This is a genomic window from Corynebacterium aquatimens (assembly GCF_030408395.1).
GTDB classification, from domain to species: Bacteria; Actinomycetota; Actinomycetes; order Mycobacteriales; family Mycobacteriaceae; genus Corynebacterium; species Corynebacterium aquatimens.
In genome coordinates, this window is the sequence record NZ_CP046980.1 from 1,420,417 (window position 1) to 1,433,684 (window position 13,268).

11 protein-coding genes and 3 tRNA genes are annotated in these 13,268 nt (G+C 61.3%); 1 reads left to right on the forward strand and 13 read right to left on the reverse strand.

Going from position 1 to position 13,268, the window contains the following annotated elements; all coding sequences use genetic code 11:
• Positions 1–378: 378 nt before the first annotated feature.
• The 8 genes from CAQUA_RS06430 to CAQUA_RS06465 form a co-directional block, all read right to left on the reverse strand.
• Complete coding sequence (locus tag CAQUA_RS06430; RefSeq protein ID WP_231375363.1) at positions 379–1,221, reverse strand: hypothetical protein; 843 nt, start codon at positions 1,219–1,221, stop codon at positions 379–381.
• On the reverse strand, positions 1,218–1,670 hold the full coding sequence (locus CAQUA_RS06435; RefSeq protein ID WP_290178000.1) for a DUF6114 domain-containing protein: 453 nt from the start codon (positions 1,668–1,670) through the stop codon (positions 1,218–1,220). Before CAQUA_RS06435 ends, CAQUA_RS06430 begins: the two co-directional genes overlap by 4 nt.
• Positions 1,660–2,229 carry a DUF6230 family protein gene (locus CAQUA_RS06440; RefSeq protein ID WP_196824006.1) on the reverse strand — a complete coding sequence of 190 codons (570 nt, stop codon included), beginning with the start codon at positions 2,227–2,229 and terminating at the stop codon, positions 1,660–1,662. The genes CAQUA_RS06435 and CAQUA_RS06440 overlap by 11 nt, the downstream gene beginning before the upstream one ends.
• Positions 2,230–2,441: 212 nt before the next feature.
• Positions 2,442–2,514, reverse strand: a tRNA-Glu gene (locus CAQUA_RS06445).
• 87 nt (positions 2,515–2,601) lie between these two features.
• Positions 2,602–2,674, reverse strand: a tRNA-Glu gene (locus CAQUA_RS06450).
• Positions 2,675–2,723: 49 nt separating this feature from the next.
• Positions 2,724–2,795 (reverse strand) — tRNA-Gln (locus CAQUA_RS06455).
• Between the two features lie 121 nt (positions 2,796–2,916).
• Complete coding sequence (gene gltX, locus CAQUA_RS06460) at positions 2,917–4,413, reverse strand: glutamate--tRNA ligase (RefSeq protein WP_196824005.1); 1,497 nt, start codon at positions 4,411–4,413, stop codon at positions 2,917–2,919.
• Between the two features lie 92 nt (positions 4,414–4,505).
• Positions 4,506–5,546, reverse strand: a complete 1,041-nt coding sequence (locus CAQUA_RS06465; RefSeq protein WP_196824004.1) for a CE1 family esterase — start codon at positions 5,544–5,546, stop codon at positions 4,506–4,508.
• A gap of 172 nt (positions 5,547–5,718) precedes the next feature.
• Between CAQUA_RS06465 and CAQUA_RS06470 the strand changes: the two genes are divergently transcribed.
• Positions 5,719–6,840, forward strand: a complete 1,122-nt coding sequence (locus CAQUA_RS06470) for an isochorismate synthase (RefSeq protein ID WP_196824003.1) — start codon at positions 5,719–5,721, stop codon at positions 6,838–6,840.
• Between the two features lie 99 nt (positions 6,841–6,939).
• Here the strand turns inward: CAQUA_RS06470 and CAQUA_RS06475 are convergent, their stop codons facing one another.
• The 5 genes from CAQUA_RS06475 to CAQUA_RS06495 all read right to left on the reverse strand — a co-directional run bounded on the left by CAQUA_RS06475 (position 6,940) and on the right by CAQUA_RS06495 (position 13,075).
• On the reverse strand, positions 6,940–7,737 hold the full coding sequence (locus CAQUA_RS06475; protein ID WP_196824002.1) for a fumarylacetoacetate hydrolase family protein: 798 nt from the start codon (positions 7,735–7,737) through the stop codon (positions 6,940–6,942).
• Between the two features lie 104 nt (positions 7,738–7,841).
• Entirely contained in the window at positions 7,842–9,476 is a 1,635-nt protein-coding gene (locus CAQUA_RS06480) for a cell wall-binding repeat-containing protein (protein ID WP_231375358.1), read from the reverse strand.
• Positions 9,476–10,504, reverse strand: a complete 1,029-nt coding sequence (locus CAQUA_RS06485; RefSeq protein WP_196824001.1) for a 3-isopropylmalate dehydrogenase — start codon at positions 10,502–10,504, stop codon at positions 9,476–9,478. The genes CAQUA_RS06480 and CAQUA_RS06485 overlap by 1 nt, the downstream gene beginning before the upstream one ends.
• A gap of 10 nt (positions 10,505–10,514) precedes the next feature.
• Positions 10,515–10,769: a YbdD/YjiX family protein gene (locus tag CAQUA_RS06490; protein ID WP_196824000.1), complete on the reverse strand. Its 255-nt coding sequence runs from the start codon at positions 10,767–10,769 to the stop codon at positions 10,515–10,517.
• On the reverse strand, positions 10,769–13,075 hold the full coding sequence (locus CAQUA_RS06495) for a carbon starvation CstA family protein (protein ID WP_196823999.1): 2,307 nt from the start codon (positions 13,073–13,075) through the stop codon (positions 10,769–10,771). Before CAQUA_RS06495 ends, CAQUA_RS06490 begins: the two co-directional genes overlap by 1 nt.
• Positions 13,076–13,268: the final 193 nt, after the last annotated feature.

Below are 13,268 nucleotides of genomic sequence, written 5' to 3' on the forward strand. Positions count from 1 at the left end.
AGCATTTGGGTTTCCGGGGTCCAGAACGAGCATTTGAAGACGAGCATTTGGGTTCCGACTGACGATCCTGACGATCCTGACGATTTGGCCGACATAGAGGGGTAAAAGCCCAGTTCGGCGTCGTGGGAGTGTCAACATCGTCAGCCATGGTTTGGGCCGGTGTTCTACGACCGGTGGCGTCCTGACGATGCTGACACTTCCGCGGCACTATTTGCCATGGAAACTCGAAACCTGCAGGTCAAAACCTTGCAATCTTCCTTATGGGTCGCGGCTGTGTCAGCATCGTCAGGCGCCCCGGTTGTGGGCGTGGTGGGGGCCGGTGGACCCGTTGTGGGCGTGGTGGGACCCGGTTGGGGGTGGTGGGGACCGGCCTGGGCCCTAAGGAGAGATGGTCATCGCTTCTTCCGCGCGCAGATCGTCTGCGGAGACGAAGTAGGTCTCCATTTCGCCGTTCTTCATCACCATGAGCTTGGACAGTTCGTCGGGTAGCCCGGACCCCACCTTCGTTAGCTCGGCGCGAATCTGCTCCGGGGCCCAGGTGGAGTCGATGGTGATTGGGATCGGCAGTTGTATTCCTGCGATCTGCGGGGTCACCGTCAATTTGGTCACGATGATGTGGAAGTTGCCGTTCAGCGTTGTGGTTACGCCTTTGCCGGTGCGCTGCCACATCGCCGGGAAAGCGGGATTACTAGACGGGAACTGCACGCTTAGGTTGTCCAAAATCACCCGGTCGCTGTCGATTCGGATCGCTGGTCGCGGCCCCTGCAGCGTGTCGATCTGGACGTAGGACAGCTTGACGTTGCCCACTAGAGTCGTCGAATCAGCACGAATGATGAACGGGTTGCCGGTGGGGGTCAACATGCCCGGGATGGGTTCTGGTGGTGTGAAATCAAAGCCACCGATCTTGCCCGGTTCAATCCCCTTGCCGTGAAGTTCCGGCGGCAACCACTCCATTCCAGGTGCCGGCGGCGGGAGCGGAGCTGCGGGAAGCTGCGGTAATGGCAGTTGTGGGGCGGGCAGCGGCGGGCCAGGCGGCGGCAACACGTCGGGTGCTGGCGGGAAGGGGTTCGCCGGTGGCGGCGCCAAATGGGGTGGCTGCGGGAGTTGAACCCCGGGGATGTTCGGGAACTGCGCTTTCGCAACCTGCGGCACCCCTACGACAAGGCCCAGCCCGCAAGCGATCACGCCTAGCGTACCGACGATTTGGCGGGAGGGCTTCATGGGTGATCCTCCGGGAGGGTGTGGCCGTTAGGTTCTTCGTCGATAGGTGTGGCGCGTCGACCGGGTGCCCATGACAGCGCTAGGGCGCCGCCGACGAGGGCGAACAGGGTGCCGATGACAAAGCCGCCGAAGTTGGACGTGGGCAAAGCGACGAAGCCGAGTAGTAAGGCGGTGATGCCGGTGAGGATTCGAGCGTCGGGTTTGAACCAGGTCATCAGACCGCAGGTGATTAATAGGACGCCGATGAGCAGGGTGGAAACGCCGGAGATCGTGCTGATCTGGATCTGGATGTTGGAGACTTCCAGCGAGAGGTAGGCGGGCGTAAGAATCACCGTGCCGCCGAGGATCATGCACAGACCGGCACCGAACGGGCGGCTCCCGCGCCAGGTGGAAAAGCGCTTGTTTTTGGCCTTCAGGTTGGTCTGTGGGTTCTGGGTTTTAGCAGCCACCTTCATTGCCACCCACAACACGAAGCTTGGAGCCCGCCGCGGTCAGCACATCCGCGGTAATCGACGACGCTTTGATCCGCTGCGTGCCTGCATCCAGACCGGCGGCTTGGATACCAAACGCACCGGGTTGCGCACGGTTGGACATCGTGGAGGCGTCCACGCCGATTTGCGGGTTCTTCAGGGTCATCGTGCCGTCAAGACTGGTGGTACCAATGACCAGGTTCGTGGCCTGCGTGTTGGGGCCGTCGACCTTCATCACGAACTTCTTCTCCCCCAAACCGGGAAGGCTCACTGGGGCTTCCATGCACAGGTCAGTGATTGTTGCTTCCTTCATGCGCAGGCGCGTGACGGGGATGTCGCCGTTGGCCATTGACTCGGTATCGACGAACAGCTGCATCTCTTCCGCGTTGATGGACCCCACGGTTTGCTGGAAGATCGTGTTGGACAATGAGATGCCCGCCGATACGCCGTTTTGCGCCATGGCCACCCCTTCGCCGGCAAGAACCAACAGGCCCGCGCCAAGAATTCCCGCAAAACGCAGACGCTTCGTGTGTCCCATGATGCCCATCCTCCAGTTGAGAGTCGTTCCAGGGTTGCGGACTGACGCATGTGCGCAATCCGTTTGCTGTTGGAAACTACCACGATTGGAAGGAAGTTTAAACGAAAAACCGCGAATTTCTTAGATTTTTCTAAGAGCAGAGGTGCTGAAGTGACATGGAGCAAAGCAAAACACCCGGATGGAACGTGCCATCCGGGTGCCCTACTGTGTTGTACCCCGTACGGGATTTGAACCCGTGTTACCGCCGTGAGAGGGCGACGTCCTAGGCCGCTAGACGAACGGGGCAAGGACAGCGGAACAATCCGCTTCTATCTGCGCCGCACCGTCTTAGGACCGTATAACTACAGTCACTAAAAATACAGTGAAGCGTTGTACCCCGTACGGGATTTGAACCCGTGTTACCGCCGTGAGAGGGCGACGTCCTAGGCCGCTAGACGAACGGGGCAAGGACTTTTTAGTCATGCAGCTCAATCACCGCGGTGATTGTTCTGCAGCTGGCCTACCAGGACTCGAACCTAGAATGACGGTACCAGAAACCGTAGTGTTGCCAATTACACCATAGGCCATCGTGTTCTTAACCCTGTAAGTGAAGCTTTTTGCTTTACTCACCCGGTTGAAAACAACGTCGTTTACTATAACCGGCACCCGCAAGCAGAACCAAATCCGCTGGTGGATGCCGGAAATGGTCTAGGCTTCAGGCACGTACGGCGTCACCGCGCGGGCAGCGCGAAGGCGCGTTAGCGTGGACTCGCGACCAAGCAGTTCCATGGACTCAAACAAAGGGGGCGAGATCGCTTCCCCGGAGATGCCCACGCGCAGGGCGCCGTAAGCCTTGCGTGGCTTCAGACCAAGGTCCTCAATCAACGCCTTGGACAGCGCAGCCTCAATCGCGGCCGTGTTCCACTCCTCAAGACCTTCCAAAACCTCGATCGAAACATCCAGCGGCTGCACGGCATCGTCCTTGAGGTTCTTCTTCGCCGCCTTCTCATCAAGCACGAGGTCCTCGTCGGCGGTGACCAGGAACTTGAGCAACCCATACGCGTCGCCAAGCATCTTGATGCGCGTTTGCACAAGGTCCGCCGCGATCGCGAACTTATCCTCCGGGTAATCAGCCGGGAAGTCCGTGTACTCGCTCAGGTAGGCGCGCAGCCGCTCGCGGAAATCATCCGCGTCAAGCAGACGGATCTGATCGGCGTTAATCGCCTCCAACTTCTTCTGGTCAAAGCGCGCCGGGTTACCCAGCACGTCTGAAACATCGAAGGCAGCAATGAATTCCTCGACGCTGAAGATGTCCTGGTCCGCGGACAAAGACCAGCCCAAAAGCGCAAGGTAGTTGATCATGCCCTCGGGGATGATGCCGTTTTCGCGGTGGTTGAACAGGTTGGATTCCGGGTCGCGCTTGGAAAGCTTCTTGTTGCCCTCCCCCATCACGAACGGCAGGTGGCCAAACTCCGGGGTGCGCTCCGCCACGCCGATGCGCTGCAGCGCCTCATACAGCGCAATCTGCCGCGGGGTGGATGAGAGCAGGTCCTCGCCGCGCAGCACGTGGGTCACGCCCATCAGCGCATCATCGACGGGGTTGACCAGCGTGTACAGCGGCGCACCATTGGAGCGCGCCACCACGTAGTCCGGCTGGGTTTCAGGCTTGAACACCATGTCCCCGCGCACGAGGTCATGCCACGCCCACTCTTTCGCCGGCATGCGAAGGCGCCAGACGGGCTCGCGGCCGGCGGCCTTGAATTCCGCGATCTGCTCGTCCGTCAAGTCGCGGTCAAAGTTGTCGTAGCCCAACTGCGGGTCACGGCCCGCGGCAATGTGGCGCTCGCGCACCTCGTCGGCCGTGGAGTACGCGGGGTAGACCTCACCGGCATCAATCAGCTTCTGCAGAACATCAGCGTAGATGTCCATGCGCTGGGACTGCCGGTAGGGCTCGTGCGGGCCGCCTTTTTCCACACCCTCATCCCAGTCGAGGCCCAGCCACGTCAGCGCGTCAATGATCGCGTGGTAGGACTCCTCTGAGTCGCGCTTCGCATCCGTGTCCTCGATGCGGAAGATGAGTTTTCCGCCCGTGTGGCGGGCCTGCGCCCAATTAAAAAGCGCCGTCCGGACCAATCCCACGTGGGGCGTTCCAGTCGGCGAGGGGCAAAAACGTACGCGTACGGGTGCTTCAGTCATGAAAGCCATGCTACATGGCCCAAAGCATCCGCTTAACGACGAGCGGGTGTGCGCACTGCGCACACCCGCGGGAGGTTTGAAACCGTATCGGCTAGCTCGCTTTACTTGCGAACATGGGAGAGCACTGCCCACATCTCGTTCGCAGAGTTCGGGCTGTGCCACCACGTGTGGGAGCCACCATTGATCTTGATGATCTGGGTGGGCTTAACGCAGCCGGTAGAGGAAACGCGCGTGGCGTTCGGCGGGACCGGCGAGTGCTGCAGGCGCCCCACCTGGCAGCGGTTGCGGCGCTCGTAAGAACCAAACAGTTCCGGGACGCCGATGAGGCGGGTGCCGCGGCGGTTACCGCCGTGGTACGGGGTCAGCGTGTCGTGCGTACCGTGCATGATCACCATTGCGATCGGGATGTTCTGGCAGTTCGCGTTGGTCGGGGCGTAGAACGCACCGGACACCGGCGCCACGCCAGCAAACAGGTCAGCCATGTGGCAGCCGGTCACGGCGGCCATGCCACCACCCGTCGACAAGCCCGTGGCGTAGATGCGGCCACGGTCGATGTTGTAGTAGCGCTGCAGGTCATTGATCATCGCGCGAACGTACGCGATGTCCTGGCCCGGGCGGGACGACGCGGTGGGCGAACCCTCCCAGGAACGGCCAATGTTGCGCGGGTAGACGATGATCGCGTCACGGCCGACGTTGGACTCACGCAAACGCGAGTAGTTACGGAAGTTCTCAGTGGTGTCCTCGAATGCGGAGTAGCCGACCATGACCGGCCACGAGCGGGACGGGTTGTACCCTGGCGGAACCCAGATGAGGTAGGAGCGGCCCGCTGCACGGATCTCACCGTTGCGGCCGTTGCCCACCGGCTGCGGGGCCTGAGCACGCCAGCCAGTCGGCGGGGCCGGAACGTGACGCGGCGGGACCGGAATCGGGTTCACAGGAACGGACGAGCCCTGCGGCAACGCGCCGTTGACCTGGCGGGCCATGTCATTCCAGCCAGAGTTGAATGCATGAGCTGCGTCAACAACCTGCGGCGGAAGCGGCGGGAGTTGTTGCGCGTCAGCAGGGGCAGTAGCCACGCCGAGAGCCACAGCGGCGGTGCTCAGACCGATCGCCGCGCGACGTACGAAGGTTTTAAAGTTCATGGGTTCCTCACTTGATGCGGTGACCGGGGTTAGTCACATCAATAACTCATGTCACATTAGTTACATTTAGCGCGACGGTCAACAGGAAACAATGAGGAAGAATACAGCCAATCAGCGCTTTCGTCCTAACCAACCGCAAGCGCGCATTGTGTGAGCGCTAAGATCGACCCCCATGCCCCATAGCCGCCCCGCTACCGCTCCGGACTTCCTGCTCTCGCGCGCGAGCGGTTCGCTGCGCTCGCAGGGATCTCAGCGGACGTTCGTGGACACGTGGGATGCAATCACGGCGCTTGAGCGGCGCGAGGTCGAATACGTAGTTGGGGCGCTGCCCTTTGACCGCGATGCACCGGCGGCACTGACCGTTCCCACCAACGTTTTGCATGAGGCAGGCACGCTGGAACCTCACCCCTATTATCGGATGGGGCCTGGCTCAGTCCTTCACGCAGAGATCATCGGGATGGACCCATCCCCGCATGAGCACCTGCGCCGCGTTGAAGCAGCTGTTGCGACCATCAATGAATCCTTACTGGACAAAGTGGTCCTGGCTCGCGCGGTAGACATCGCGTTTTCACCACCGGTCGATCCACGCTTAGTCGCCGCACGCCTCATTGACCTGTCGTACACCCGCGACGGGTTCATCGCGGATCTGAGCCCCGCGGGTCGGATCGGCGCGATGCTCGTCGGGTCTTCACCGGAACAGCTGATCCGCAAACAGGGAAGGGCAATCTCCTCTTACCCGCTAGCCGGGTCCGCGCCGCGCATTTTCGACGATGCGGAAGCGGATCAGGCCGCGGGCGAAGCTCTGGCGGAATCCGCGAAAGACTTGGAAGAACACGCCTACGTTGTCGACCACATCCGTGCGGTTCTCACTCCCTTATGCGTTGAACTCAACGTCCCCGATTCACCGGTGCTGACTCACACCAATGAGATGTGGCACCTAGCCACGCCGATCACGGGTGTTTTAAAAGACGACTCCCCCAATGCCCTTGATCTCGCCGCCCGCCTCTACCCCACCCCCGCCGTCTGCGGTTCACCGCAGCACGCTGCCGAAGCACTGATCACGACGGCTGAGTCGGACCGTTCGTTTTATGCCGGGGCCGTGGGGTGGTGCAACGCTGACGGCGACGGCGAATACATGGTGGCCATCCGCTGTGCAGAAGTCTCCGGCGACGGCACGACCGCCCGCGCCTGGGCCGGCGGCGGTCTGGTGGCCTCCTCGTCTCCAGAGAGCGAGCTAGCAGAGACCACCGCGAAACTGCGCACGATCCTGCGCGCGCTAGGCCTCGAAGCCTAAGCCCCCCCTCGCGTAACTCGCCGCTTTTCGTAGCTCCGCGCTAGCGAAGCACCCCCCTCGTAGCTCCGCGATAGCGAAGCGAAGCGGAGCTACGAGGAGCTACGCCCGCTCGACGGGGTTGCTCAGTTTTCCGATTCCGGCGATTTCGATTTCGATGCGGTCGCCTGGGACCATCTCGGCAGTGCCGGCGGGCGAGCCGGTGCAGATGACGTCGCCGGGCAGGAGGGTGATGGATTGGGTGATGAACTCGATGATGGTGCCAAGATCCCAGATCATCTGGTTGGAGTTGGAGTCCTGCTTGGTGGCGGTTTCACCGTCGTGGGTGAGGTGCGCCTTGATCGGCAGGTCGGAGAAATCGAACTTGTCCAGGTCGGTTTCAATCCATGGGCCGAGCGGGCAGAACGTGTCAATGCCCTTGGCGCGTGCCCACTGGCCGTCGGCGAACTGTAGATCGCGCGAGGACACGTCGTTGACGATGGTGACGCCGCGGACGACGGACTTCCAGTTTTCAGCCTTGACGTTCTTGCACGTCTGGCCGATGACCAGTGCCAGTTCACCCTCAAACTCAACTTTGGTGGCAAACTCGGGGATTTTGATTGCTGCATCCGGACCGATCACGGCAGTGGCCGGTTTGAGGAACATCGTTGGCGGCAGGTGTTCCGCGGACTGTTTGAAAACTTCCGCGACGTGGTCGGCGTAGTTACGGCCAATTGCCACCACTTTGGAGGGAAGCATCGGCGCCAGCAGGCGCACGTCGGTGAGCTTCCATTCTTTACCGGTGTACTCAGGCTCCGTGAAAGGAGTGCCTGCAATCTGCTTTGCAACGGCTGCGTCGCCGTCGCCTTCGATGACCGCAAAGGCCATTCCCTCTGGTGTGGCAATTCGTCCAAAACGCATGCAGAAGAGCATACGCCACGCCTATCGGCACTCAGCTATAGGTAGCACCGCCCTATCAGTACGGCTGAACTGACAAACGCGAAGGTGGTTGGGTCAGGCCCGCCTTATTGGTAGCTGACAAACCACGGGCGGGGTTTGACCTCAGTGAAGGTTCGGGTGGGGTCGAACATCGGTTGGTCTTCGTCGAAGAAGTTCTTCCACGCCACGAAGAACGCTGGGTCCAGCCCTTGGAGCAGAACGTCCCACGTTGCGAACTTGTCGTGGGCGGTGCCGTGGCCGTCGGCGTGGAGGACGAAGCTCAGCTCGGGCGCACTCGTGTCAATGTTTTCGCGGTCAGGCAACATGGCCACGTTGAACTCGTGGATCAAAAGCGCCTTTTGTGGCAGGTTGTTGTCGCGCGTGAACTTGGCCAGCCACGCCGTGACTTCATTGATTTCTTCGGCCTGGACAGAACCGATCTGCTCGGCGGGTCGCTGGCCGGGTTTGAGTTTCCACTCTGGATCAAGCGCCAGCCCCACGTTGGGTCGCTTCAACAGATTCTCGTAGATCTTCGCCTGCTCGATGAACCGCCCCAGCCCCGGCTGCAGGTCGATCACAGCGTAGCCACCCGCCTCAGTGATCGCGTCGATGTACGGGATCAGTTCTTTCGGGTCGGTTTCATTAGTGAAGTTGCCGTCGTCCCCAGGAGATTCCGACGCCACCGTCGCGATGATCTCAAAGGCTGGAATCACCGGCTCAGGGGTGAGTTTTTGGTACTCATCGACGAGCCCTTTCAGCCTCTCGACGGCTTCTTTTGGCGGCTGCTCCCCCATCGCTCCCAGCGCGGGTCCGGACGGGTGACCGTACAGCGCGATCATCCGTCGACCAGGAAACACTAGTCCGCCACCGCCGGGCAGTTCGCCGTTGCTGGCGAGTTTCACGCGGTCGGCGTAATCCTCATTGGTTCCAAATTGCCGGCCAAGCGCGAGCGAGCTCTTCGCCCCAACGGCCTTCATCGACTCAGCCGTGGCGCGCGGATCAGCATGTGGGAGGACACTCACCGCGCGCCCACTGGCGGTCGTCGTCGCGGCCGCAGCAAGGGACGTGGTCTCCGTAGCAAAGATCGCTACAGCATCGCGGCCGCCGTGCCGCTTATCGACGACACCTTGCACCTGCGATCCCTTTCCCGCGCGCACGGGTTCGACATCGGCAATGGTGACCCCGCGTACCGTGCCCGGCGCATCGTCGGAAAGCGGCGCGGTGATGATGTTCGTTGCCCCAAGACGCGCGATTTCGGCATCGACTGCCTCCCCCGTTCCGGGACTGGCTTTTTGTCCCGGATTAGAACCGGCTTCTTTAGCCGGGTACCGGGTGAGCATGGGCGCTCCCAGTTCCACTGCGATCGCCGCGGCGCGTAGCTGGTCCTCACGCGCCGGGGATGACACAACGACCGTGTCTGAGGATTCGAAGAAGCGCTGCGAGACCTCAACGCCAGAGCCGTCCGCATCAGCGATGACTTCGCTGCCGCGCGCGACCTTGTCATCACTGGCGGTTGACTGCGCTGAACCGCGTGTCCCGGAGAGCCCCAAGGATTCCGTCAGCGATGTCCCCGTCGCTGCTGTTGTAGCCGCCGACAACAGCCCCGCCGCCGTCATGCCCGCCAGCAAGGCGCGGGCTTTATCGCGGCGCGACGACGCACTGCCGGGCGTGGTCCGTGGGCTAGGCGTCGGGTGTGGGCTAGCGCTGGGAACGGAGTCCATTACGCGAGCCTAGATGCAATGCGTTGGCCGACCTCGGTCGTGGAGATCGGCTCCCCGCCGCGTTCGGACACGTCAGCCGACACAGCGTCCTCGATGCGCACGGCATTGGATTCGTCGTTAAGCCAGCGAAGCATCATCGCAACGGAAAGAATCATCGCGGTCGGGTCTGCGATGCCCTTGCCCGCGATATCCGGTGCGGAACCGTGAACCGGCTCAAACATAGACGGGTTGGCGCGCGAAGCGTCGATGTTGCCGGAGCACGCCTGGCCCACGCCGCCTGCAACGGCACCAGCGAGATCGGTGAGGATGTCGCCGAAGAGGTTGTCCGTCACAATCACGTCGTAGCGGCCAGGGTCCGTCACCATGTAGATGGTGGCGGCATCGATGTGGTTGTAATCCACCTCGACCTCCGGGAATTCCTTTGCCACGTCATCGACGGTGTTCTGCCACAAGCCACCGGCGTTCACCAGCACGTTGGTCTTGTGCACGAGCGTGAGCTTCTTACGCCGCGCCATGGCGGTTGCAAAACCGTGGCGCACTAGGCGCTCCACGCCAAAGCGGGTGTTCTGGGAGACCTCGCTAGCAACCTCGTGCGGGGTGCCCTGGCGCAACGTGCCTCCGTTGCCGCAGTACAGGCCCTCGGTGCCTTCACGGACCACCACGAAATCAATGTCGCCCGGATTCGCCAACGGGCTCACGGCCGTCGGGTACAACTTGGACGGGCGCAGGTTGACAAAGTGGTCAAGCTTGAAGCGCAGGGGCAGCAGCAGCCCACGCTCTAAAACGCCTGGCGCGACGCGATCCGGATCACCGATGGCGCCCAGCAGGATCGCGTCATGCTCACGGAGGCTCGCCAAGTCATCGTCAGTAAGCAGCTCCCCGTTGCGCAGGTAACGGCGCGCGCCGAGGTCGTAGTCCGTGAACTCCACATCGTTCCGGACGGCACGAAGGACACGAAGGCCTTCTTCCATGACCTCGGGTCCGATGCCGTCGCCGGCAATGACAGCAATTTTTAAGGCGTTTGACATGAGTGCGAGCCTAGCAGCAGCGCCCCTGTGGATTCGCGTCCTGGTGCGCCCAGCGTGCCTTCCAGAACTCGCGCTCGCTCAGCGGTTCCTCTCCCGGGTGGTGTGCGCGGAAGTGATCGCAGTACTTCGCGTAATCATTGTCCCCCATCAGTTCCTTGACGTACCACCGCACGGAAGCCAGCACTTTGACGGTAGCGCTCGCCCAGCCCCGGGCATGACGGGTGGTTGTTCGCGGCTGGGGTGCCGTCGATAAGCGAAGTGCCATCAGTGCCCCCCAGAGGACGCGAGATCAAGCCCGTAGGCCTTGGCAACCGCCTTCTCTTCGCGCGTTGCGACGAGGCCTCGCGGGATGAACAACGTCGACGGGATCGGCTCTTCCTCAGAAAGTTGGGGCGGGTGGCCCGCGGAGTGAGCGCGGATGGCCTTGAGGCACACGACGACTGTGGCGATGACGACGACGAGCACGAGCACGGCGAAGAATACAGACAACCATCCCTGGATCATCGTGTTGCGGATGACAATGTCGATTTCTTCCGGAGTCTTAGCTGTCTTGAACTCCTGCAGACCTTGTGCGCGGGCGTCCTTGAAGGCGGCGTTTTGCGCGAAGTAGCCGATCGCGGGGTTGTCGCTGAAGATCTTCTGCCAGGAGGCGGTCATGGTAACCACCAGGTCCCAGACCAGCGGGATGAGCGGAATCCATGCCCACTTGAATAACCCCTTCTTGAACACGACCGCGGTGATCAGACACAGTGCCATCGCAGCGAGCAGCTGGTTGGCGATGCCGAACAGCGGGAACAGCACGTTGATGCCGCCCAGCGGGTCAGAAACACCCATCACCAAGATGGCACCCCACATCGCACACACGGCCAGAGTTGCAATCCAACCGCCGACGCGCCAGGAGGGATCCTTGAACTTGCTCAGACCAGGAACGGTGCCCAAAATGTCGCCCATCATGAAACGGGCCACGCGGGTGCCGGCATCGATGGCGGTGAGGATGAACAGCGCCTCAAACATGATGGCGAAGTGGTACCAGAAGGCCTGCAGACCCGGGTGACCGATGACGTCCGTCATGATTTGCGACATACCCATCGCGAACGTTGGCGCGCCACCGGTCTTGGAAATCACGGTCTCTTCGCCAATGGCCTGCGCCATCGACGTCAGCTCCGAAGCCGTAATCCCGTCACCGGGGATCGGGAGGCCGTTGACAAACTCCGCGGCAGTATCCGGGCTTTTCTGCGTCAGGCCCGCCGGGGAGTTCACCGCAAAGTAAAGGTGCGGATCCAGGATGGTTGCGGTAATCAGAGCCATGACGGCCACGAATGATTCCATGAGCATGGAGCCGTATCCGATGACGCGGGCATGGGTTTCTTTCTCCATGAGCTTCGGCGTGGTTCCGGAGGAGATTAAAGCGTGGAAACCAGACAGCGCGCCGCAGGCAATAGTGATGAAAAGGAACGGGAAAAGGTTTCCGGAAAACACCGGTCCCTCACCGTTGCGCGCGAACTCGGTGACCGCAGGCATCTTAATCTCTGGGCGGTCAATCAGGATCGCAATAGCCAGCATGACGATCACGCCGACCTTCATGAAGGTGGAGAGGTAATCACGCGGTGCAAGCAGCAGCCACACCGGCAGCGCCGCAGCGATGACGCCGTAGACCAGCACGCAGATGGCCAGCGTTGTCTTCGACAGCGTGAACACGTCCGCACCCCAACTGGTCTCCGCTACGTAGCCGCCGCCAATGATCGAGGCCATCAACAGCACGAAGCCAATCAGAGACACTTCCGCGACGTGACCCGGGCGGAAGAAACGGGTATAGACGCCCATGAACAGGGCAATCGGAATGGTCATCGCGATCGAGAACACACCCCACGGGGATTCGGCCAAGGCGTTGACCACCACGAGCGCGAGCACGGCGATCACAATCACCATGATCATCATCGTGGCCAGGGTGCCGGCGAAGCCGCCAACCTTGCCCACTTCATCTGTAATCATCTGGCCCAGCGAGCGACCTTTACGACGAGAGGAGATCGTGAGCACCAGATAGTCCTGCACCGCACCGGCGATGACCACACCGATGATGATCCAGAGCGTGCCGGGCAAGTAGCCCATTTGCGAGGCCATCACCGGACCCACCAGCGGGCCCGCACCGGCGATCGCTGCGAAGTGGTGTCCAAAAAGCACCCGGCGGTCCGTGGGCACGAAGTCCGTGCCGTCATCGACGTACTCCGCAGGAGTCGCCCGGGTGTTACGCGGCTTGACCACCTTGTACTCAATCAACCGCGCATACAAGGAGAAGCCGATTGCATAGGTACCAATCGCGGCGAGGACCAGCCACACTGAGTTGATGGTCTCCCCGCGGTTCAAAGCGATCGCGCCCCACCCAAACGCGCCAAGGACCGAAAGAATTCCGATGACGATGCGCTCGGTTGTACCGATGATTTTCGCGGGCTTCACGCCAACGACGTGTTCAACGCCATCGGGCGTTACCGTGACTTCTAAGCGCTCACGCGGCACTACGTCCGGTTCATCACCGGACGATGGCGTGCGAGCGTCATTGACAGCTGTGCTCATTCGTACCCCTTCATGTTCGATTGTTCATCGTGTGGTCGCGGTAATCTTCACATGATTTTGGTTACGAAAAGAGTGTTTTAGGTCATATTGGCTGAATTATATTCACAAGTCCCTTCAGGGTACGAAAAACGGCCTGCCGTTCGCGGGCAGGCCGTAAGTCGGAATCAGCGGATTAACAAATCAGAATCAGCGG

Excerpts from the sequence above, each read along its gene's own strand:
- CAQUA_RS06430 (WP_231375363.1), bottom strand. The coding sequence starts at position 1,221 with ATGAAGCCCTCCCGCCAAATCGTCGGTACGCTAGGCGTGATCGCTTGC.
- CAQUA_RS06440 (WP_196824006.1), bottom strand. The coding sequence starts at position 2,229 with ATGGGACACACGAAGCGTCTGCGTTTTGCGGGAATTCTTGGCGCGGGC.
- gltX (WP_196824005.1), bottom strand. The coding sequence starts at position 4,413 with ATGGCTTTCATGACTGAAGCACCCGTACGCGTACGTTTTTGCCCCTCG.
- CAQUA_RS06465 (WP_196824004.1), bottom strand. The coding sequence starts at position 5,546 with ATGAACTTTAAAACCTTCGTACGTCGCGCGGCGATCGGTCTGAGCACC.
- CAQUA_RS06470 (WP_196824003.1), top strand. The coding sequence starts at position 5,719 with ATGCCCCATAGCCGCCCCGCTACCGCTCCGGACTTCCTGCTCTCGCGC.
- CAQUA_RS06475 (WP_196824002.1), bottom strand. The coding sequence starts at position 7,737 with ATGCGTTTTGGACGAATTGCCACACCAGAGGGAATGGCCTTTGCGGTC.
- CAQUA_RS06480 (WP_231375358.1), bottom strand. The coding sequence starts at position 9,476 with ATGGACTCCGTTCCCAGCGCTAGCCCACACCCGACGCCTAGCCCACGG.
- CAQUA_RS06485 (WP_196824001.1), bottom strand. The coding sequence starts at position 10,504 with ATGTCAAACGCCTTAAAAATTGCTGTCATTGCCGGCGACGGCATCGGA.
- CAQUA_RS06490 (WP_196824000.1), bottom strand. The coding sequence starts at position 10,769 with ATGGCACTTCGCTTATCGACGGCACCCCAGCCGCGAACAACCACCCGT.
- CAQUA_RS06495 (WP_196823999.1), bottom strand. The coding sequence starts at position 13,075 with ATGAGCACAGCTGTCAATGACGCTCGCACGCCATCGTCCGGTGATGAA.